The sequence below is a fragment of the Corynebacterium sp. SCR221107 genome, from assembly GCF_027886475.1.
Lineage (GTDB): Bacteria > Actinomycetota > Actinomycetes > Mycobacteriales > Mycobacteriaceae > Corynebacterium.
Map to the genome: position 1 here is coordinate 2,524,143 of NZ_CP115670.1, position 21,259 is coordinate 2,545,401.

The window sequence follows — 21,259 nt, forward strand, 5'->3', positions numbered from 1 at the left end:
TTTATTCTATTTCCAGCGTCCGCGGAAGCTCAGGCCACCGGGGAGCTTGACGTAGACTCCCCCGCGGGAGTTGAGGGTTACAGGCCCTACCTTGGTACTTGCGGACACGCCCGAGCCGGAGATATTGATCCAGCTATTCTTGCCCACCTTCTTCCGCTTACGGAACGTAATTCCCATCACTGTATCCTTCGTTAGTCGTCTGTTTTGGGGGAACTGCTGAGTGCAAGTCTACGGCGCGCGCGGTCGTTATTGCCCCACAACGGCGCAAAGCCAGCACCGAAAAGGTGCTGGCCTCTTGCTTGTTACATGCGCCCGCTCTTACTCCGCGCGGTGAGCGCCACCTGGCTGCTCAGCGTCAAAGCCCTCGATGTCCACCTCCTCAGGGACAGAGGCCTGGTCATCGGCGGCGTTGATAACGGCCTGCTGGGCCTCAACGACCGCCACGTCGCGCTCGACTGCCTGGGCGATGGCGTCATCCTTCGGGCGCGGGGTGAAGGTGAACTGCGCCTTGTCGATGTCCTTGGACTCGCCGTCCCAGCCCTCGACGTCGACGGTGACGACCTCGCCTGCGCCGACCTCGCCGAACAGGATCTTCTCCGAGAGAGCATCCTCGATCTCGCGCTGGATGGTGCGACGCAGCGGACGTGCGCCCAGCACTGGGTCGAAGCCGCGCTTGGCCAGGAGGTTCGTGGCCTTGTCCGTGAGCTCGATGTCCATGTCCTTGGCCTTGAGGGCCTTGGCCACGCGACCGACCAGGAGGTCGACCATCTCGACGATCTGCTCCTGAGTGAGCTGGTGGAAGACCACGATGTCGTCGATGCGGTTCAAGAACTCCGGGCGGAAGTGCTTCTTGAGCTCGTCGTTGACCTTCTGCTTCATGCGCTCGTACTGGCCCGCGCTGTCCTGCTCACCCACCGAGCTAAAGCCCATGCCCACGGCCTTCGAGATGTCCTGGGTACCCAGGTTCGAGGTGAAGATGAGCACCGTGTTCTTGAAGTCGACCACGCGACCCTGGCCGTCGGTCAGGCGGCCATCCTCGAGCACCTGCAGCAAGGTGTTGTAGATCTCCTTGTGGGCCTTCTCGATCTCATCGAAAAGCACGACGGAGAACGGCTTGCGGCGAACCTTCTCGGTGAGCTGACCGCCCTCTTCATAACCGACGTATCCCGGAGGGGCACCGAACAGGCGCGAAGCGGTGAAGCGGTCGTGGAACTCGCCCATGTCGATCTGGATGAGGGCATCGTCCTCGCCGAAGAGGAACTCCGCCAGCGCCTTCGACAGCTCGGTCTTACCCACACCGGACGGGCCGGCGAAGATGAAGGAACCGGAGGGACGACGCGGATCCTTCAGACCAGCGCGGGTGCGGCGAATCGCACGCGAGACCGCCTTGACGGCGTCCTCCTGGCCGATGATGCGCTTGTGCAGCTCTTCTTCCATGTGCAGCAGGCGGGAAGACTCCTCCTCCGTCAGCTTGAACACCGGGATGCCGGTCCAAGAGGCCAGCACCTCTGCGATCTGCTCTTCGCCTACTTCGGCGATTTCCTCGAGGTCACCGGAGCGCCACTGCTTTTCCTTCTCCGCGCGTTCCTCGCCGAGCTGACGCTCCTTGTCGCGCAGGCTGGCGGCCTTCTCGAAGTCCTGAGCATCGATGGCGGCCTCCTTCTCGCGGCGCACCTCGGCGATGCGATCGTCGACCTCGCGGATGGAGGCAGGGGCGGTCATGCGCTTGATGCGCATGCGGGCACCCGCCTCGTCGATGAGGTCCACTGCCTTGTCCGGCAGGAAGCGGTCATTGATGTAGCGATCCGACAGCTGGGCGGCTGCTGCCAGCGCGCCATCGGTGATGGACACGCGGTGGTGTGCCTCGTAGCGATCGCGCAGACCCTTCAAGATCTCGATGGTCATTTCCACGGAAGGCTCCGGGACCTGGACCGGCTGGAAACGACGCTCCAGGGCCGCGTCCTTCTCAATGTGCTTGCGGTACTCATCCAAGGTGGTGGCGCCGATGGTCTGTAGCTCACCACGAGCGAGCTTGGGCTTGAGCAGGCTGGCCGCGTCGATAGCGCCCTCGGCAGCACCCGCGCCGACCAGCGTGTGGATCTCGTCGATGAACAAGATGATGTCACCGCGCTGGTTGATCTCCTTGAGCACCTTCTTTAAGCGCTCCTCGAAGTCACCGCGGTAGCGCGAACCCGCCACCAATGAGCCCAGGTCCAGCGAGTAGAGCTGCTTGTCCTTCAAGGTCTCCGGCACCTTGCCGTTGACGATATCGAGTGCCAGGCCCTCAACCACCGCCGTCTTACCAACGCCGGGCTCACCGATGAGCACCGGGTTGTTCTTGGTGCGGCGGGAAAGAACCTGCATAATGCGCTCGATTTCCTTCTCACGACCCACGACCGGATCGAGCTTGCCGTCCTTGGCGGCCTGGGTCAGGTTGCGACCGAACTGGTCCAGTACGAGCGAGTTGGAGCGCTCGCCTGCGCCGCCGGAGCGCCCGCCGCCCGTGCGCCCCGCGGCAGAACCGGAGCCAGCTCCGGCGAGGTTGTCGCCGCCATCATTCTCGGGGCTGTTCTGGCCACCTTCATAGCCGGACAGCAGCTGGATAACCTGCTGGCGCACGCGCGGGAGATCCGCGCCGAGCTTGACCAGCACCTGGGCGGCCACGCCGTCACCCTCGCGGATGAGGCCGAGCAGCAGGAACTCGGTTCCGATGTACTTGTGGCCCATCTGCAGTCCCTCACGCAGGGACAGCTCCAGCACCTTCTTGGCACGCGGGGTAAAGGGGATGTGTCCCACCGGCGGTTCGGCGCCGTGGCCGATAATCTCCTCGACCTCTTGACGCACAGCCTCGAGGGAAATGCCCATGGACTCCAGGGCCTTGGCGGCAACGCCCTCACCCTCATGGATAAGACCGAGCAGGATGTGCTCCGTGCCGATGTAATTGTGGTTAAGCCCACGAGCCTCTTCCTGCGCAAGCACGATGACTCGACGAGCGCGATCGGTAAACCGCTCGAACATGCTTGTTCCCCTTACTGTCTACTTTTTCTATTAGTGTCACCCACTCTAACGTGCGTGCGCGACATTTCCTTGCACTATTGGAATATTCCTTGCCAGTCCCAGACTCAACCTTTTATAAAAAACGAGCTGAATGCCCATTTTTGACCCTGTACGCCGGTAGCGAACATGGGAAAAGAGACCACTTTTTCGCGCATTATTTTGCTTGCCGACGCCCACAGCGCCGCTCGTTTGACGGCTTTTCCTCGTGACATCAAGGTGCGCGCATGCAAGCCTCAAAGGAGGTACAAAGGGGATCATGGAATTCTTCCCGGCACACAACCAACCTGCGCGCGCCGCGGTGCTGATCAGCCACGGCTACGCCGAGCACCTTGGGCGTTACCGTGGCCTCATTGAGGCGCTCAATCGCTGTGGCTTCGACGCCTATGGCTACAACCATCGCGCCCACGGTGAGGTGGCAAGCACGCCCGGGGTCAAGCGCGCGCAGGTGGACGTCGGCACGCTCATCCAAGACCACCTGCGAGCACGCGCGGCGGTGATCGCTGCCATGGAGGCGGCGTCGGCGCAGTTGCCGCTGTATCTGTTCGGGCATTCGATGGGCGGGCTTATTACCGCGGCGTCCGTGCAGGCCAACTCGGCGCAGGTCGCTGGCGTGGTTCTCAGCGGCCCGGCGCTGCGCCCGCTACCCCGCGTGCCCCTTGTTATCGCCCGGGCCGGCCGCACGCTGGCCCGGATTGCCCCGGGATTGCCCACCGCCAAGCTTGACGCCGCAGCGGTCTCGCGCGACCCGCAGGAGGTGCAGGCCTACCAAGACGATCCGTTGAACTACCACGGCGCCGTTGCCTTGCTCACTGCCACATCGATGGTGCTCGCCGGCGACAAGGTGCTGCGCACGCCATGGCCAGGTATTCCTACGTTCGTCATCCACGGCACCCAGGATCGCCTCGCCGATGTGGCAGGCGCCCGCCAATTCGCCCGCATGAGTCAGTCGATCACCCTAGAAGAGGTGGAGGGCGGATTCCACGAGGTCTTAAACGATAGCTCCCGTGAGCAATCACTGGCCCACATTCTTGACTGGCTCATTGAGCAAACGGATCAGGAATAAACGAATAAAAGCCATAATTTCTTTCAAACGACAGATTTCTTTTCGCAGGTAGAGGCCATCGCGCCGGAGATTTTTGGAGCTTTTCCCTTAATTTTCATCAAAAACTCTCGTAGGCACGGTCACTGTTTGATAGCTTGTTGCCTCATGAGGCGCGCGGGGCACGAACCCCTCGCATTCCTCGGCAGGCAAGGCAGCTGGTGCGCCAGCTGAACTCCAGCGTGCCCCCGCTCGCCTATGGATAAAACAAACACCCCTTGCTAGGAGGAGCTGTGGACAACAAGAAATCTCTGCGCATCGCCGCACCCATTGTGGCCCTTATGACGGGACTGACCATGACCGCCTGTGCGAACACGGATTCCTCAACGGAATCAACGCAGTCCTCCGGTGGCGGGCAAACCGCCGGGCTGACCATCGGCACCACGGACAAGGTCACCAAGCTGGACCCGGCGGGTTCCTATGACAACGGTTCCTTCAATGTCATGCGCCAGGTCTACGGCTTCCTCGTGGAACCCGAGCCGGGCTCTACCGATGCCGCCATGCAGCCATCCCTGGCGGAATCGGCGGAGTTTAGCTCGCCGACCGAATACACCGTCAAGCTCAAGTCCGGTCTGAAGTTCGCCAATGGCAACGAGCTGACCTCCTCGGACGTCAAGTTCTCCTTCGATCGCCAGATTGCGATCGACGATCCCAACGGCCCCGCCTCCCTGCTGGGTAACCTCGACTCGGTGTCCACGCCTGATGACACCACGGTCGTGTTCAAGCTGAAGGCCGAAAACGATCAGACCTTCCCGCTGGTGCTCAACTCCCCGGCCGGCCCGATCGTCGACGAGGACACCTTCTCCGCCGACGCCACCATGGACAACGCGGATGTGGTGGCAACCGACGGCTTCGCCGGGCCTTACGCCATTAGCTCCTTTAGCGAGAACGAACTGGTCAGCTACGCGGCCAACCCGGACTACCAGGGACTTTTGGGCGCCCCGAAGACCGAAAACGTCAACGTCAAGTACTACGCGGATGCCTCCAACCTGAAGCTGGACATCCAGCAAAACAACATCGACGTCGCCTACCGCTCGCTGTCGGCCACCGACATCGAGGACCTGCGCGGCAACGACAACGTCCAGGTCATCGAGGGTCCCGGCGGCGAGATCCGCTACCTGGTCTTCAACTTCGACACCATGCCCTTCGGCGCGAAGACCCCGGAGGCCGACCCGGCCAAGGCCACCGCCGTGCGCCAGGCCATCGCCGCCTCCATCGACCGCTCGGCGCTGGCCACAGACATCTACAAGGACACCTACGCCCCGCTTTACTCCTCCGTCGCCTCCGCGATGGACGGCGCCACCACCCCGGTCAAGGACAAGTACCTCACGGCCGACGGCGCCCCGGATGTGGAGAAGGCCAAGGAGATCCTTTCCGCCGCGGGTGTTACCGACCCGGTCGAGCTCAACATCCAGTACAACCCGGACCACTACGGCCCGTCCTCTGGCGATGAGTACGCCGCGATCAAGAGCCAGCTCGAGGCCACCGGCCTGTTTACCGTGAACCTGCAGTCCACCGAGTGGGTGCAGTACAACAAGGACCGCGTCTCGGATGTGTACCCGATCTACCAGCTGGGTTGGTTCCCGGACTTCTCCGACGCCGACAACTACCTCACGCCGTTTTTCACCAAGGACAACTTCCTCGAGAACCACTATGAAAACGCCAAGGTCGAGGCACTGATCAAGCAGGAGGTTACCACCGCGGATCCAGCCGAACGCCTCAAGCTCATCGGCGATATCCAAGAACTGGAGGCCGATCACCTCTCCACGGTTCCGCTGCTGGAGGGCAAGCAGTTCGCTATCGCTGGCAAGGATGTCTCGGGGGTAATCCTCGATTCCTCCTTCCACCTGCGTTTCGGTTCGATCGAAAAGTAAGCCATGACGAGCGCAGCCCCAGTTGAGCTGGGAACAACTGCGGAAGTCAAAGATGAAACGGGTAAGAATCGTGGCGGCGGCTTCGCGCGCTACATTCTTATCCGTTTCCTTTTGATCTTCCCCACGATATTCATTCTGGTCACCACTGTCTTCTTCCTCATGCGAATTACCGGCGACCCCATCACGGCCGCCCTGGGTGGCAGGCTCACGCCGGATCAGCTCGCCGAGCGCGTCCATGCTGCAGGTTACGACCGCCCGCTGCTGGTCCAATACTTTGAGTACCTGGGCAATGTCGCAACAGGCGATTTCGGCACCACCTTTACCGATGGCCGCCCGGTCACCGACATCCTGGTCAAGTACGGCGCGGCCACCGCGGAGCTCGTGTTCTACTCGCTCATCGTCGCGCTGGTGCTGGGCGTCCCGCTGGGCATGGTGGCCACCTACTTCCGGGATCGCCTAGGCGACGGCTTCCTGCGCGTGTTCGCCATCCTCGCCTACGCAACCCCGGTCTTCTTCGTCGGCTTGGTGCTCAAGCTCATCTTCTCGGTCAAGCTGGGGTGGCTGCCGATCGCCGGGCGGGTCTCCTCAAGCGGGGAGTCCACGCTCAACTCGATCACCAACCGCACGCCCTTCTACCTGCTCGACGCCCTGCGCTTGGGCGATCTGGCGCTGATCAAGGACGTGGCCTCCCACGCCGTGCTGCCCGCGGTGGCCTTGGGGTTGCTCACCGGAGGTGTGTTCCTGCGCCTGGTGCGCACCAATTTGATCGGCACACTCGATCGCCAGTATGTGGAATCCGCCCGCTCCCGCGGGGTCAGCGAATACCGCCTGGTGACCCGGCATGCCCTTCGGCCGGCGCTCATCCCGGTGATCACGGTGATGGGCATGCAAATCGCGCTGAGCCTGGGCGGTGCCGTGCTCACGGAGACCACCTTCGAATGGAAGGGCTTGGGCTTCATCCTGGTGCAGTACATGCAGGCCCGCGACTACGTGGCGGTCCAGGGCATCGTGATGCTCATGGCCGTCATCGTGGCGGTGACGAACTTCTTCGTGGATGTCATCGCCGCGCTCATCGATCCCCGAGTGAGGTACTGACATGGTCAAAGACTGGCCCATCATTTCCGACGTTCGTCGCTCCGCAGGCACCCAGCGTTTCATGCTGGTAACAGGTCTCATCCTGAGCGCAATGCTGCTGCTGGTGGCGTTGTTCGCACCGCTGATCGCCCCCTATTCCTGGTCGCAGACCGCCGACGACCTCGGCTCCTTCGGCACCCAGCAGCCACCGTCCTCGGAGCATATCTGGGGCACCACCGTCTCCGGCTTCGACGTCTTCTCCCGCGTGATCTGGGGGACGCGCACCGCGGTGGCGGTCATCGTCGCAGCGGTGGTGGCCTCCATCATCATCGGCGTGCTGCTCGGCCTGGTCTCCGGCTACATCGGTGGCTGGCTCGACCGGATCCTCGTGATGATCGCCGACGCCATCTATGCCTTCCCTTCTCTACTGCTGGCCATCGTCATGTCCATCGTGCTCACCGGCGGGCAGTCCAACGCGGTCGGCGGGATCGCGGCGGCGGCCATCTCGATCACCGTGGTGTTCATCCCCCAGTACTTCCGCGTCATCCGCGCGGAGACCATCAGGCTCAAGGCGGAGCCCTTCGTGGAGTCCGCGCAGGCGGTGGGCGCTACCCACTGGCGCACCATGACCGTGCACATCCTGCGCAACGCCACCCGTACCCTGCCGCTGATCTTCACCCTCAACGCCTCGGAGGCCATCCTCACCCTGGCGGGCCTGGGCTTCATCGGCTTCGGCATCGAACCCACCTCCGCCGCCGAGTGGGGCTATGACCTCAACCGTTCGATCTCTGAGGTCACCTCCGGCATCTGGTGGACCTCGATCTACCCCGGTATGGCCATCGTCTTGTCCGTGCTGGGCATCACGCTCGTGGGTGAGTCGCTCAATGACCTCAACGATCCGCGGCTGCGTATTCGTCGGAAAGCAAAGAAGGCACGCTAATGGAAACAACACAATCCAGAAAACCCCGTGTCAGCATTGACAAGCTCGCGGTCACCTTCGCCACCGACGAGGGTCCCGTCGAGGCGGTGCGCAACGTCAGCCTCGACGTTGCAGAAGGGGAAATTCTCGCCTTGGTGGGCGAGTCCGGCTCCGGCAAGACTGTTACCGCGCGCTCGGTCCTGGGCTTTACCCCGGAAGCAGAAGGCACCATCGTCGTCGACGGCAAGGACGTGCTTCACCTCGGGCCGCAGCAGCTGCGCGCGCTGCGCGGCACGGACGTCTCCATGATCTTCCAGGAACCGTCGAGCGCGATGAACCCGGTCTATCCGATCTGGTGGCAGATGGGCGAGGGCATCCGCGCCCACGATAAGAAGATCAAGAAGAAGGAGATCAAGGCCCGCTGCGTGGAGGCGCTGCGCGCGGTGGGGATCCCGAACCCGGAAAAGCGCATCGACCATTACCCGCACGAGTTCTCCGGAGGGCAAAAGCAGCGCATCATGATCGCGATGGCGCTGGAGATGGGCGCGAAGACCATCATCGCCGACGAGCCCACCACCGCGCTCGACGTCACGGTGCAGGCGGAAATCCTCCAGCTGCTGCGCTCGATCCGCGATAAGTACCACACCTCGATCATCATCATTACCCACAACATGGGCGTGGTCGCCGACCTCGCCGACACCGTGGCCGTGATGTACCAGGGTGAGATCGTGGAGAAGGCGCCGGTGGCCGAGCTGTTTGCGAATCCCCAGCAGGAGTACACAAAGAAGCTACTTGCCGCTGTCCCGCATCTGGGGCGCAGGTCGCACTCGGCCGGCCTGGATTCCGAGGCGAGGCAGGAGCTGCTCGAACGCACGGCCGTGGTCGAGGCCCGCGGCCTAGAAATCACTTACCCCGGGCGCTTGGGTTCGCCGGCGTTCCGTGCGGTCAAGGGGATCGACTTCGACATCCACCAGGGCGAGGTCTTTGGCCTGGTGGGTGAGTCCGGCTCCGGCAAGACCACCATTGGCCGGGCGATGATCGGCTTGGAAAAGACCACCGGCGGCTCGCTCAAGGTGCTGGGCCAGGAGCTTGCCGGCATCAATCAGCGCGAGCTTCGGCAGCTGCGCCGGCGCGTTGGCTTCGTATTCCAGGACCCGGCGACCTCCTTTAATCCGCATTTCACCATCGCGGAGTGCATAGCCGAGCCGCTGGTGATCAACCGCCCGGAGCTGTCTGCCGCTGAGCGGGACAAGGAGGTAGCCGACCTGCTCGATGCCGTAGCCTTGCCCACTAGCTACGCGAGGCGCTATCCGCACGAGCTCTCCGGCGGCCAGCGCCAACGCGTAAGCCTCGCCCGCGGGCTCGTGCTTCGCCCGGAGCTCATCATCGCCGATGAGCCAACCTCGGCGCTGGATGTCTCGGTGCAGGCCGTGGTGCTGGAGCTGTTCCAGCAATTGCAGCGCGAGTTCAACTTCGCCTCACTGTTTATTAGCCACGATCTCGCGGTGATCGACATGGTGGCCCACCGCGTAGGCGTGCTTTATCACGGCGAATTGGTTGAGGCTGGATTTGGCGCGGATATTCTTCAAAATCCTAGCCAGCTCTATACTCAGCGCCTTATCGCCTCCCTGCCGGTGCCGGATCCGGTGGAACAGGCGCGCAGGCGTGCGCGACGTGTGTCCTAGCGCAGGATAAAAGGCCGGTCCACCTTTCGGGGCCTCGAGCTTCCTCGTTCGGGGAAATTTCCTGTGGTGATTCACGCCGCATTAAAGTGATATCACTTTTATGATAATCTGATATCACATTATTGGATCTCACTGAGGAGGAAACATGGACGCAAACACCGCGCCCGCCCCGGTCGGCCACCAAGGCGCCGCCGTCACCGTCACCGAACACCCCGCCTGGTCTGCCTCGGCGCCGCTGGCCGGAACCGCGCTCATCGTCGCGCTCGCACTCATCGGACTGAGCGTGTGGGACATTTTCCAAGGCCTACTGCCTCTCGCCCTCGACATCGCCGTGATTATCATCGCGCTTTTCGCCTTGACCATGATCCGCGTCATCAACCCGGGTGAGACCCACGTGGCGCAATTCTTCGGCAAGTACGTGGGCACCGTCCGCCGCACCGGGCTGACGATGGTCGCACCGCTGGTGGCAACGCGTAAGAAAAGCGTGCGCGTGCGCAACTTCGAGACCAACGCCATCAAGGTCAATGACCTCAACGGCAACCCGATCAACATCGGCGCGATCATCGTCTGGCAGGTCGCCGATACCGCGAAGGCCACCTTCGCCGTCGAGGAGGTCGAGGAGTTCATTCATTCCCAGGCCGAATCCGCCCTGCGGCACGTTGCCACCACGCACCCTTACGATTCCGCCGATAGCACCACCACCCCATCCCTTTCCGGTTCGACCGACATCGTCTCCGCCGAGCTTGCCGACGAGGTCGCGGCGCGTGCCGCCATCGCTGGCGTGGAGATCGTGGAGGCCCGCATTTCGGCGCTGAGCTACGCCCCGGAAATCGCCCAGGCGATGCTGCAGCGCCAGCAGGCCACCGCCATCGTCGATGCGCGGGAAAAGATTGTGGAGGGCGCGGTGAGCATGGTCGAGTCTGCCCTGGGGCAGCTGGAGGCGCGTGAGATCGTGGAGCTTGACCCCGAACGCCGCGCCGCGATGGTGTCCAATCTGCTCGTGGTCCTGTGCTCGGACAATTCCGCCGCCCCGGTGATCAATGCAGGTAGCCTCTATTCCTAAGGTGGGATTATGGCCCCCCGTAAGAACATTCCCCTGCGGCTCGACCCGGCCATCTATGATGCCATCGCCCACGTGGCCGCCGACGAGCTACGCAGCGTGAACTCCCAAATCGAGCTCATGCTGCGCGAGCAGCTGCGCACGATGGGGCGCCTGCCCTCCAGCGCCGGCGAGCTCCCCCGCCGTGGCCGCCCCCGCAAGAATCAACCGGCCACGGACAACCCCGACCTGCCCCAGAACGCATAGCCAGTCTCACACCGCCCCGGCGCACCAATGGTTCTTGTGCTTCTGCCCTTGCTTGCCGACGTCAGCCGCGCCGGGACCAAGAGAAATGCTGAAAGCCGTGAGGAGTGCTGCCGCAAAGGGGCGGGGTGCTGCCCGCATCTTTAGACAAGGCCCCGTAGACAGTGCGCCATGTCTACGGGGCCTTTAAAGCTATATGCGCTGGTAAAACCAGGTTTACTAGCTCACACGCTCCGGCTTGACCATCGGGAAGAGAACAGTCTCACGAATACCCAATCCGGTCAGCGCCATCAGCAGGCGGTCGATACCCATGCCGCACCCGGCCGTCGGCGGCATGCCCTGCTCCATCGCGGCGAGGAAGTCCTCGTCCAAGACCATCGCCTCATCGTCGCCAGCGGCAGCAAGCCGGGCCTGGTCCTCGAAGCGCTCGCGCTGAATGATCGGGTCCACCAGCTCGGAATAGCCGGTGGCCAGCTCGAAGCCGCGCACGTAGAGGTCCCACTTCTCCGTGACCCCCGGCTGGCTGCGGTGCTGGCGTGTCAAAGGAGAGGTCTCCACGGGGAAGTTCTTCACGAAGATCGGGCCGTAGAGCTGGTCCTCGCACAAAAGCTCCCAGATCTCCTCGACCAGCTTGCCGTGGCCCCAGCCACCCTTCTCGGGCACGTCCAGGCCGATGACCTTCGCGATCTCCTTGAGCTCCTCGACGGTGGAGTCAATGGTGACCTCCGGCTGCCCCGGGAACTTCCGCGCCAGAGCCTCGTTGAGCGAAGGATACATCTCGATCTCCTTCCACTGACCGCCGAGATCGTACTCGGTGCCGTCGGCAAGCGTGACGGTGGTGGAACCGAAGACCTCCATGGCCACGGACTGGATGAGGTTCTTGATGGTGCGCGCGCCGTCCTCGTAGGTGCCCCAGGCCTGGTAAGTCTCCAGCATCGCGAACTCCGGGGAGTGCGAGGAGTCCACGCCCTCGTTGCGGAAATTGCGGTTAACCTCAAAGACCCGCTCGATGCCGCCGACCACGCAGCGCTTGAGGTACAGCTCCGGGGCGATGCGCAGGTAGAGGTCGATGTCGAGGGCGTTGGAGTGGGTGATAAAAGGCCGGGCCGCAGCGCCGCCGTGCAGGGTCTGCAGCATTGGGGTCTCCACCTCGAGGAAGCCCTCGCCCTCTAGGAAGTTGCGCAGCGCGCGCATGACCTTGATGCGGGTCAGCGCATTCGTGCGGGCCTGCTCGCGCATGATGAGGTCGGTGTAGCGGTGACGCACCCGCGAATCCTCACTCATCTCGGCGAAGGCAACCGGCAGCGGCCGGATCGCCTTGGAGGCCATGTGCCAGGTCTTGGCCATAATCGACAGCTCGCCGCGACGCGAGGAGACCACACGCCCGCGGATGGAGACGATGTCACCCAAGTCCACGTCGGCCTTCCACGCCGCCAGCTTCTCCTCGCCGACCTCGGCCAGCGACAGCATGGCCTGAATCTGGGTGCCGTTGCCCTCCTGGAGCGCCGCGAAGCACAGCTTGCCGGTATTGCGGATAAACAGCACGCGCCCGGCGATGGCGACCTCGACGTCGGTCTCCTCGCCGGGAGTCAGGTAGGTAACGCCCTCAGCGGGCTCGGCCGGGGCCTCATCAACGGCCACGAACTTCTGACGCAAGTCGGTGATGCTGACGGTGCGGTCGACGATCACCGGGTAGGCCTCGGCGCCGGAATCGATCAGGCGCTGGCGCTTCTCACGTCGGATGCGCAGCTGCTCAGGGACATCATTTGCTGGGGTGTTTTTTGCGTCAGTCACGCCTTCAAAGGGTAGTCGATGGCGGGCTTTTTGGTACAACTGCCCCTTTTTTGCTTGCCGACGCCCAACCGGTCACTTTCCACCCCGCGAAAACTACACACCCATTAGACTGGCTTTCATGACTGCCACCAGCGAGAATTCGCCCCTAGTCCTCGTGTGCGGCGAGGGCCTTTTCGACCTTGTCCCTTCCACTACCGCCCCGCTTTCGCCCCTGGTACCGGCAATGGGAGGTGGCCCGTTCAACGCCGCCATCGCGGCCTCTAGACAAGGCGCCCCTGTCCAGTTCCTTTCCCGGTTGTCCACGGATACCTTCGGCCAGGCGCTGGTTTCACGCTTGGAGTCCGAGGGGGTGGACGTATCCCTCGTCCAGCGCGGGCCCGAGCCGACCACCTTGGCGCTGACCTCGATCGGTGAGGACGGTTCGGCGCGCTACACCTTTTATATTGAGGGCACGGCGGACAGGATGGTTGAGCCGCCGGCCACCGTCGCCGCCGATCTCGCCTGCTTCGGCACGGTTTCCCTGGCCTTGGAGCCCGGCGCGTCACGGTACGCGGACCTGCTGCGAACCCTGTCACAGCAGGGCACGTTTGTCACGTTGGACCCCAATATCCGCCCGTTCTACGCCCACGACGCACACAAGGCCTTCTTGGAGTCACTGTATCCTTTCGTGGATCTGCTCAAGCTTTCCGACGAGGAGGAGGAGTTCCTGGGCTCACCTTCTGCGCCCATTAAGGTGATCACTCGCGGTGGCGACGGAGTCTCCATTGTCCTCGGCGGCACCACGACCATCGACGTGCCCGGCCGGCAGATCACGGTGGCGGACACGATCGGCGCCGGGGATACGATCATGGGCTCGTTGCTCTCCCAGATCTCGGCCCGCGTCGGCGCGCGGGGCGGCGCTGTGCGCGAGGCCGTGGCCTCCTTTAGCACCGAGGACTGGGCGGAGATCGGCGCTTGGGCGGTCACCGCCGCGGCCATTACCTGTTCACGCACCGGTGCCCAGCCGCCGACCGCGGCCGAGGTGGAGGCCTTCTAGGCCAGAATCTTCGCCACCTCGCTCAATACCTTCTCGCCCACCATCTCCGGGTGGGCGACCGGGTAGCTGTGGGTGCGAAGCCGGGCGGTAAATTCCTCCCAGGCTGTCGCACGCAGGCGGGCATCACGATCGTCGGCTGCCGCGGTGAAATGCCACGTCACCCCCTCGTAGCGGGAGGTGCAATGCGCGCGCATGAGCGTGGCGTTATGCACGATCATGTCTTTGACCGCCTGCAGTTGACGCGCGCTGAGCTGGGTGACCACGTCCTTGAGCGCGGCCACGCCGCGCCAGAGTTGCTTGTCCTCGGGCTCCGGCAGCTGCTTCCAGACCTCGGCCGGGTATGCGTCGAGAAGCACGAGGCTGCGCACCGCGCCACGCTGGGCTGCGATCTCGTGGGCTACGACCCCGCCGACCGACCAGCCCACGAGGTCAATCTCGCCCGCGCATTGTTCGTCGATAGCCTCGCGTGCTAGGCGGGCGGCCTGCTTGATGGACTCGGCCTTCGCCGCGGGTTCTTGCAGCCCCGGCGCCTGGATGCCATACACCGCCCGCCCGGGGTGCAACTTGGGCACCAGCCGGGAAAATGACGAGCTCAGCCCGCCTGCAGGATAGATGCAGAACACGGGCGGTCGGTGTGAGTCGCGCCCGGGCGATAGGCAGATGAGCTGCGCGAACCCATCCTGTGCGACGCCCGTAGCGGCGAGAGTGGCTAGGCCAGCCGCGGTGGGGCTGGCAAAGACATCCGCCACGCCTACCCCGAGCCCAGCCTTTTTCAGCTTGGCGGCCAGCTGCACCGCCAACAGCGAGTTACCGCCGAGTGTGAAGAAGTTAGCCTCCGGATCCTCGACCGTCGCGCCGAGGACGTGCTCGAAGGCACCCAGCACCGCGCGTTCTTGGTCGGTGGCCGTGCGCGCTCGCCGGTGTGTGTGCAGGTCGGCGACCGTAGGCGTCGGCAAGCGTGCGCTATCGAGTTTGCCGTTGACGGTGACGGGCAAGGAATCGATTGCCATAAAGGCGCTGGGCACCATGTATTCCGGCAGAAGGGTGCGCGCATGCGCCTGCATCCTGGCCACGAGATCTGGGGCTGGCTCCTGGGTGACCAGGTAGGCTACCACCGCCGAGCGTGCCGACGAGGCGGGCTACCATCGCGATGATGTGCCCGAACTCGTCGTGGCCACGCCCGCGCTGCCGCATCTGCCGGGTGAGCACGACGCTGGCCTGAATTGGGGTCTCGTCGGCGCCGGGTGCAATCAGCGGCTGGGGCGCCGGTGCCGAGGGATTGTTGTGCCACCACGTCTGCGCGGCGCGAAGGTCCGGCACCTCGGGGCGGGAGTACAGGTAGTCCCATTCCAGCGGTAGCGGGGGCAGGGTGCGTGCGGTCGCCTCCGCGCTGTAGCAGGCCGCCACCCAGCTGAGAAGGGCGTGGAAGGCGAAGCCGTCACCGGTGATGTGATGGAACCGCGCCAGCCAGTACTGCCTGCCCTCATCGTCGGTGATCAGCCAGTGCTCGGTCAGTGCCACTGACTCGAGTACCTCAAAGCGAGCCGCTGCGAGTGTGCGCTGGGCGAACTCGAGGACCTGGGCCCGGGTGCCAGACACATGCTGTCGCTGCACCACGATGGGTGCCGGGTGGGCGGTGGCATAATCCGGTGCGTGGTAGCGCAACTGGAACACGAGCACCTGTTGCAGGCAGGAGGCGATGACGGATTCGAGCAGGTCAAAATCGACGCCGCCTGCAACGTTGGTCGAGTGATCAAATTCGAGTAGTTCCGCGCACTGGTAGGCCGCGGAGTGCGGGTTTAGTTGCTGGGCGATCCACAGTGCCTGCTGCCCTTTGTGCAGGTAATACTTGCGTCGGGATCGCCGTAATGGGCAGGTCCCTCTCATAGTCGGTGCCTTCCTCATTCTGCGTTCACATTCTTCAGGCGATAAAGAAACTCGGAAGTGACAGAAGAAGTCGAAGTGTTGGCAAATGATGCATCTTTCGATGTCAGTGAGCAAATCATTTTTTGGGACAAGCTGAAGTACACCAAAGGCGTTGGAACTCAGCTAGAGAGATATGAAGAGGAAATCGATAATATTTGCTGTCGACTCGAAAATGTACGAAAGGAAATATCTGTTGCTGAAACTTCCCAACATCGTTCGGAAGGAGTACTAGCTGCTGATTCCCTGCTGGCGACTGTACGCTCACTCCTCTGATTTGGAATAGCATGAGCGTCCGTGAGGAATATAGCTGGAAAACATCCATGCATTTGGCAACCCGATCAGCTGCTCTGCTCCTGCTTGGAGCTTCTGTAAGTGAAGGCTAGATAATCCAAAGTCGGCCGTAGGCCTCCATTTTTCTGTTCTTGTTTCCAGCTGTGTATCCCATCTTCTTCCAGAAATGATGAGTGCTCTCTGGTGATCTTTCATCTACAAATGCCAGAGACAAGGTAGCTCCCGCAGCTTCAAATTCTTCTTCGGCATACTCCACCAGTCTTCGCCCTATTCCTCTGTGTTGATATTGGGGAAGGACGGCAACTTCAAGAATGGTTTTGGGTATACCTACCGTTCGAATACTGCTTCGGGATCGTCCATTGCCTCGATTACCCCAGTTAGGTTGCCGAGGTCAGCCAAGGGCGAGATTTGTGCCACTTGAACGATGCCTGTAACCACTGCCTGCATCGCCGCAACATCACCTCTCGGGGTGAGTATGACTAAGAAACTATTCGCTAGCGGGGTAGCTAAGGCCATCCCCGTCGCCGGTGCAGTTTTCTCGGGAGGCCTCACGCTGGGGACATTCCTTCCGATGTCCAAGCGTCTGCAAAAGCATTTATCCAGCCTGGAGTTGACCAAGCCGGGGCACCGGTCCGAAGTGAACTGCTCCCCGGAAGTTGGACCGAGAAATCAGACACCAACACCTGGGGAGCAATTCACATGCGAGGTGGGGATTAGTGATGTGACGTGATACCAGGGTGCCTGCTCTGATTCAGGGATTATCTCGGCGTGGATGTCGACGCTTCTTCGAGCTGTAAAGGGCGAGAGCAGCATTATACTGGTCGATCCAAAACTGCTCTTTCTTCTCGGGGGAGGCATCACGAGGTAGTAAGCCCATGCTGGTCGCCAAGTTGTAAAAACCGCTGCCCGGCTTGTTTTCGTTGAGGTACATCACCAACGATGAGAGCATGACCTTCTGTTCTGGGTGCTCGTTATAGGTTTGTTCCACCACATAGCCGAGCAGGTCACCCATGGCGTTTCTCCCCTCGGGGGATGAGAAATCAAAACCTGGCTGGCCCGTGCTTGCACTGATCTCCCGATTGAGATCGGTGTAGTTGGAGCTGCGCCCCAGGCGTGCGGTTCGCTTCAAGGATGTGACCGCTGCAGAGACAAGCTCCTGCCACTGCTCCGGATCGCGTCCATGGATACTCGTCATAATTGACAGGCCTTTCGTTATTGCCGAGCAACGATGCCAGTAAAGATACTCTGACCTAGCTAATTCTAGAGGGTGCTGTTGCAAAGTTGGGGCAGTAGGAAGAGCGACGTGAAATAACCACAGCCATGGGTACCTTCTCCGGTCGTCATTTCCCCCGTGACATCATTCTGTGGGCAGTGCGGTGGTACTGCCGCTACGGGGTGAGCTACCGCAATCTGGAGGAAATGATGACTTCAGCAGGGCGTGCCGGTCGATCACACCACGATTCTCACCGCTGGGTCCAGAAATACGCCCCTGAGCTGGACAAGCACACTCGGTGGTACCGGCAGGTACCTGACTGGCAGACCAGTTCCTGGCGGGTGGATGAGACCTATATCCGGGTACGGTGTCATCGGTAATCGGTGGTGACGTCGCTGACCCCGAGGAGTTCCATGTCCTCCTGGGCTCTCACCGCGTCGGCTACACGTTTACCGATGACACCGTACCCGTTTACTGCAACCTTGATTTTATTCGGCATGCTGATTGTCCTTCCCGGAAATCCTGGTTTGGCCCGATGGTCGTATGGTCGTGTTTCTCATCTGGGGTGGTCGGGGAATGTCCTTGTTCAGAGCTCATTGAGCATCTGCTCCATCTCGGCAATCTCGGCCTCCTGATCTTCAATGACCTGCTCAGCCAGAGCGATGGCCTGCGGGTTCTGGCCATCAGTGACCTCATCGCGGGCCATATCGACCGCGCCCTCATGGTGGGCGGTCATCTGCTCAAGGTAGAGCCGGGCAGCCTCGGTGCCCTGGGCGTCCTCGAGGGCTGTCATGTCCTCCTCGCTCATCATTCCACTCATCCCGCCATGGTCCATCTCACCCATATCACCGGTGACCGGATCTTCTTCCCAGGTCTCGAGCATGGTATTCATCCGGTCGATCTCCGGGCCCTGGGCATCGATAACACCCTGGGCGAACTCGATGACCTCGGCCGGGATATCGTCCTTGGCCAGGAGGATTTCACTCATCTCCACGGCCTGTTGGTGATGCGGGATCATCATCTGCGCGAACATGATGTCCGCGTCATTGTGCTCGGTGGAGACCTCTCCGGCCGCCCCCGTCTCTGTCTCAGGATCCGTGGTGGCCCCGGTCGTTTCGGTGGTGTCGGGGGCGGACGTAGTGGCGATGGTCGTGGTGTCGGTGTTTTCTCCCTCAGTGTTATCTGCGCAGGCGGACAAAACCAGGGTGGAGGTCAAGGCGAGAGCGGCGATGGTGATGGTGCGCTTCATGGGGGTTCCCTTTCGGAGGTTGTGTATGGGGGGAGTCGATGAAGGATTGAAAGTCAGCGGACGGGGGCTGCAGAGCTCACAGCAGCCTTCTCCTCCTTCCCGTCGGTCGGAGCCAGGTGAGCCGAGTCCAGGTCGATCCGGCGTAGCAGCTGGGCGTTGAGGGCGACGATGATCGTGGACAGGGACATCAAGATGGCGGCGGCCGCCGGGGGAAGCAGCACACCGCTGGGGGCGAGCACACCGGCGGCCAGGGGAACGGCCACGATGTTGTACCCGGTCGCCCAGACCAGGTTCTGGACCATCTTGCGGTAGCTGGCATGGGAGAGCTCGATCATCGACAGCACGGCCCGGGGATCATCACTGGCCAGGACCACCCCGGCGGACTCCATCGCCACATCTGTACCCGCGCCAATCGCAATACCGACCTCGGCTCGGGCCAGGGCCGGGGCGTCATTGACACCGTCGCCGACCATGGCCACGCTCAGACCGCGCTCCTGCAGCTGGGTGACCTTGGTGTCCTTGTCCTGCGGCAGAACCTCGGCGAAGACCTCATCGATCCCCAGATCCTTGCCCACTGCCTGGGCGACCTGGGTGGCGTCACCGGTGATCATCGCTACCTTCACCCCGCGGGCCTGCAGGGCGCGCACCGCCGCGCGGGATTCGGGGCGGATCTTGTCCTCGACGGCCACGGCACCGATGATCTCACCGTCGCGGACGACGTGGAGCACTCCGGCGCCTCGCTGCGCCCAGGAACCGGTGATGTCGGTGAGCTCACCCGGGATGGTCAGACTGAATTCGCGCAACATGTTCGGCCCACCCACGAGGATTTGGGTGCCATCGACAGTGGCCCGGATCCCGCGGCCGGAGGCGGCGGTGAAACCGGTTGCGCGCAGTGGGCGGCGTGAGGCCTCCGGGTGTGCGGCCGCGGCAGCCACGATCGCCCGGGCCACGGGATGCTCACTATCGGCCTCAGCGGCGGCGGCCAGGGCCAGCAGCTCACCCTCGGCGATACCCGTGGCCGGAGCCACGCCGGTGACGGCGTGTGCGCCTTCGGTCAGGGTGCCGGTCTTGTCGAAGAGCACGACGTCGATGGTGCGCATGTGCTCGAGTGCCATGCGGTCCTTGATGAGCACCCCGGATTTCGCGGCGCGCTCGGAGGAGATCGCGATGACCAGCGGGATGGCCAGGCCCAGGGCGTGCGGGCAGGCGATGATCAGCACGGTCACGGCGCGGACTACCGCATCGTCGGGGCTGCCGATGATGGTCCAGACCACGGCGGTGATCAGGGCCGCGATCAGGGCGAACCAGAACAGGAAGGCTGCGGCTCGATCGGCCAGGGCCTGGGCCCGGGAGGAGGAGGCCTGGGCATCGGCGACCATGCGCTGGATGCCTGCCAGGGCGGTGTCCCCACCGGTGGCCTCCACCCGGATACGGACGGTGTTGTCGGTGGCCACGGTGCCGGCCACCACGCGCTCACCGGTATCCCGGTAGACGGGTCGGGATTCACCGGTGATCATGGACTCATCGAATTCGGCCGCTCCGTCGATGATGGTCCCGTCGGCCGGGACGCGGGCACCGGCTCGGACCAGCACGACATCGTCGACGGCCAGCTCTGAGATCGCTACGGTGCGGGTGGTCCCGTCGACGACCTTCTCGGCCTCATCGGGCAGGAGCGCTGCCAGCGCGTCAAGCGCGGAGGAGGCTGCACCAAGAGCGCGCATCTCCAGCCAGTGGCCCAACAGCATGATGGTCACCAGCAGGGCCAGTTCCCACCAGAAATCTAGGTGGAACCCGCCCAGCCCCAGGGTGGTGACCCAGGAGGCGATAAACGCCACGGTGATCGCCATGGCGATCAGGAGCATCATGCCCGGTTGGCGGGATTTCAGCTCGGTCATTGCGCCCTTGAGGAAGGGGGTGCCGCCGTAGAGGAAGATGATCGTGCCCAGGACCGGAGGAATCCAGTAGGCTCCCGGAATCTCCGGAATATTATATCCCAGCAGGTCGGCGAACATCGGGCTGAAGAACACCACCGGAACCGACAGGATCAGCGACCACCAGAAGCGGTCCCGGAACATCGCGGCGCTGTGGCCGGCGTGTTCACCGTGACTGTGGACCTGGTGTTCTTCATCGACAGCGGAATGCGGATGATCGTGCGGCAGGGCATGGCCGTGGGTGGCGGCATCCGCATGGTGCTCGTGACCGGCATGATCCGGGTGGTGGGTGTGGTCTGTTTCCGGAGCGGGGTGATCACCGTGGTGGTGGGTGTGGTCTGTTTCCGGAGTGGGGTGATCACCGTGGTGGTGGGGAGTGCTCATGAGGTTCCTTTCGCTCAACCCGGTCGGGGTCGAGATGATGGGTGAATCGATCAGGACAAGACGGTGTAGCCGGTCTCTTCAATTGCCCGGTGGACGGTTTCCAGGGGCACGGAACCCGTGACCGTGACGATGGAGACCCCACCGGCGATGAGGTCGACCTGGACGTCGTCGACCTGGGGCAGAGCGCTCACCGCCTCGGTGACGTTGCCGGCGCAGTGTTCGCAGGTCATGCCTGTGACCTGGTAGGTGGTGGGACCTTCAGGTGTTGCGTCGGTTGCCGCGGCCACGGCCGGGGCGGAGACGGTCGCGGACGGTGTAGAGGACGCGCAGCATCCACAACCGTCGGAGGCCAGCGGCAGCAAGGAGGAAGTCGGGGTGGTCATCGGATCGCTCCTGTGGGATCGGGGGATCAGGCGGGGTTTCC

General features: G+C 62.8%; 20 protein-coding genes and 1 pseudogene. 10 read left to right on the top strand and 11 right to left on the bottom strand.

What is annotated here, in order from left to right:
• Positions 1 to 6: 6 nt before the first annotated feature.
• Positions 7 to 177, bottom strand: coding sequence for a DUF4236 domain-containing protein (locus tag PAB09_RS10985; RefSeq protein WP_271033689.1), 171 nt, complete (start codon positions 175 to 177; stop codon positions 7 to 9).
• 141 nt (positions 178 to 318) lie between these two features.
• Complete coding sequence (locus PAB09_RS10990; protein WP_271033690.1) at positions 319 to 3,018, bottom strand: ATP-dependent Clp protease ATP-binding subunit; 2,700 nt, start codon at positions 3,016 to 3,018, stop codon at positions 319 to 321.
• A gap of 295 nt (positions 3,019 to 3,313) precedes the next feature.
• Between PAB09_RS10990 and PAB09_RS10995 the strand changes: the two genes are divergently transcribed.
• From PAB09_RS10995 to PAB09_RS11025, 7 genes are all read left to right on the top strand, one after another.
• Positions 3,314 to 4,120: an alpha/beta hydrolase gene (locus PAB09_RS10995; protein ID WP_271033691.1), complete on the top strand. Its 807-nt coding sequence runs from the start codon at positions 3,314 to 3,316 to the stop codon at positions 4,118 to 4,120.
• Between the two features lie 317 nt (positions 4,121 to 4,437).
• Positions 4,438 to 6,030, top strand: coding sequence for an ABC transporter substrate-binding protein (locus PAB09_RS11000; RefSeq protein WP_442873755.1), 1,593 nt, complete (start codon positions 4,438 to 4,440; stop codon positions 6,028 to 6,030).
• A gap of 3 nt (positions 6,031 to 6,033) precedes the next feature.
• Positions 6,034 to 7,125: an ABC transporter permease gene (locus PAB09_RS11005; protein WP_271033693.1), complete on the top strand. Its 1,092-nt coding sequence runs from the start codon at positions 6,034 to 6,036 to the stop codon at positions 7,123 to 7,125.
• A 1-nt stretch (position 7,126) separates the two neighbouring features.
• Positions 7,127 to 8,044, top strand: a complete 918-nt coding sequence (locus PAB09_RS11010; protein ID WP_271033694.1) for an ABC transporter permease — start codon at positions 7,127 to 7,129, stop codon at positions 8,042 to 8,044.
• A complete protein-coding gene (locus PAB09_RS11015; protein WP_271033695.1) occupies positions 8,044 to 9,708 on the top strand; it encodes a dipeptide ABC transporter ATP-binding protein in 1,665 nt (554 codons plus the stop codon). The genes PAB09_RS11010 and PAB09_RS11015 overlap by 1 nt, the downstream gene beginning before the upstream one ends.
• A 145-nt stretch (positions 9,709 to 9,853) precedes the next feature.
• The gene (locus tag PAB09_RS11020; protein ID WP_271033696.1) at positions 9,854 to 10,771 is read left to right on the top strand and encodes an SPFH domain-containing protein; all 918 of its coding nucleotides are present in this window, start codon (positions 9,854 to 9,856) and stop codon (positions 10,769 to 10,771) included.
• 9 nt (positions 10,772 to 10,780) lie between these two features.
• On the top strand, positions 10,781 to 11,014 hold the full coding sequence (locus PAB09_RS11025; protein ID WP_271033697.1) for a hypothetical protein: 234 nt from the start codon (positions 10,781 to 10,783) through the stop codon (positions 11,012 to 11,014).
• A gap of 216 nt (positions 11,015 to 11,230) precedes the next feature.
• Here PAB09_RS11025 and lysS read toward each other — a convergent pair whose 3' ends face one another.
• Entirely contained in the window at positions 11,231 to 12,805 is a 1,575-nt protein-coding gene (gene lysS, locus PAB09_RS11030; RefSeq protein WP_271033698.1) for a lysine--tRNA ligase, read from the bottom strand.
• 118 nt (positions 12,806 to 12,923) lie between these two features.
• Here lysS and PAB09_RS11035 point away from each other — a divergent pair, with 118 nt between their 5' ends.
• Complete coding sequence (locus PAB09_RS11035) at positions 12,924 to 13,841, top strand: carbohydrate kinase family protein (protein WP_271033699.1); 918 nt, start codon at positions 12,924 to 12,926, stop codon at positions 13,839 to 13,841.
• Here PAB09_RS11035 and PAB09_RS11040 read toward each other — a convergent pair.
• Positions 13,838 to 14,851, bottom strand: a complete 1,014-nt coding sequence (locus PAB09_RS11040; RefSeq protein ID WP_271033700.1) for an alpha/beta fold hydrolase — start codon at positions 14,849 to 14,851, stop codon at positions 13,838 to 13,840. The genes PAB09_RS11035 and PAB09_RS11040 overlap by 4 nt on opposite strands.
• Complete coding sequence (locus PAB09_RS11045) at positions 14,805 to 15,728, bottom strand: condensation domain-containing protein (protein WP_271033701.1); 924 nt, start codon at positions 15,726 to 15,728, stop codon at positions 14,805 to 14,807. The genes PAB09_RS11040 and PAB09_RS11045 overlap by 47 nt, the downstream gene beginning before the upstream one ends.
• Before the next feature lie 57 nt (positions 15,729 to 15,785).
• Between PAB09_RS11045 and PAB09_RS11050 the strand changes: the two genes are divergently transcribed.
• Positions 15,786 to 16,040: a hypothetical protein gene (locus PAB09_RS11050; protein WP_271033702.1), complete on the top strand. Its 255-nt coding sequence runs from the start codon at positions 15,786 to 15,788 to the stop codon at positions 16,038 to 16,040.
• A 106-nt stretch (positions 16,041 to 16,146) separates the two neighbouring features.
• Here PAB09_RS11050 and PAB09_RS11055 read toward each other — a convergent pair whose 3' ends face one another.
• Positions 16,147 to 16,314: a hypothetical protein gene (locus tag PAB09_RS11055; RefSeq protein ID WP_271033703.1), complete on the bottom strand. Its 168-nt coding sequence runs from the start codon at positions 16,312 to 16,314 to the stop codon at positions 16,147 to 16,149.
• Positions 16,315 to 16,809: 495 nt separating this feature from the next.
• Positions 16,810 to 17,253 carry a hypothetical protein gene (locus PAB09_RS11060; protein WP_271033704.1) on the bottom strand — a complete coding sequence of 148 codons (444 nt, stop codon included), beginning with the start codon at positions 17,251 to 17,253 and terminating at the stop codon, positions 16,810 to 16,812.
• A 125-nt stretch (positions 17,254 to 17,378) separates the two neighbouring features.
• Here PAB09_RS11060 and PAB09_RS11065 point away from each other — a divergent pair.
• Positions 17,379 to 17,636: pseudogene (locus PAB09_RS11065) on the top strand (IS6 family transposase); the annotation flags it as partial.
• Between the two features lie 5 nt (positions 17,637 to 17,641).
• On the opposite strand, the gene PAB09_RS11070 reads toward PAB09_RS11065, so the two are convergent.
• The 4 genes from PAB09_RS11070 to PAB09_RS11085 form a co-directional block, all read right to left on the bottom strand.
• A complete protein-coding gene (locus PAB09_RS11070; protein ID WP_011266046.1) occupies positions 17,642 to 17,770 on the bottom strand; it encodes a dehydrogenase-fragment in 129 nt (42 codons plus the stop codon).
• 87 nt (positions 17,771 to 17,857) lie between these two features.
• A complete protein-coding gene (locus PAB09_RS11075) occupies positions 17,858 to 18,520 on the bottom strand; it encodes a DUF305 domain-containing protein (RefSeq protein WP_271033705.1) in 663 nt (220 codons plus the stop codon).
• Positions 18,521 to 18,573: 53 nt separating this feature from the next.
• Complete coding sequence (locus PAB09_RS11080) at positions 18,574 to 20,835, bottom strand: copper-translocating P-type ATPase (protein ID WP_271033706.1); 2,262 nt, start codon at positions 20,833 to 20,835, stop codon at positions 18,574 to 18,576.
• 50 nt (positions 20,836 to 20,885) lie between these two features.
• Positions 20,886 to 21,218, bottom strand: coding sequence for a heavy-metal-associated domain-containing protein (locus tag PAB09_RS11085; RefSeq protein ID WP_271033707.1), 333 nt, complete (start codon positions 21,216 to 21,218; stop codon positions 20,886 to 20,888).
• Between the last annotated feature and the right edge of the window lie 41 nt (positions 21,219 to 21,259).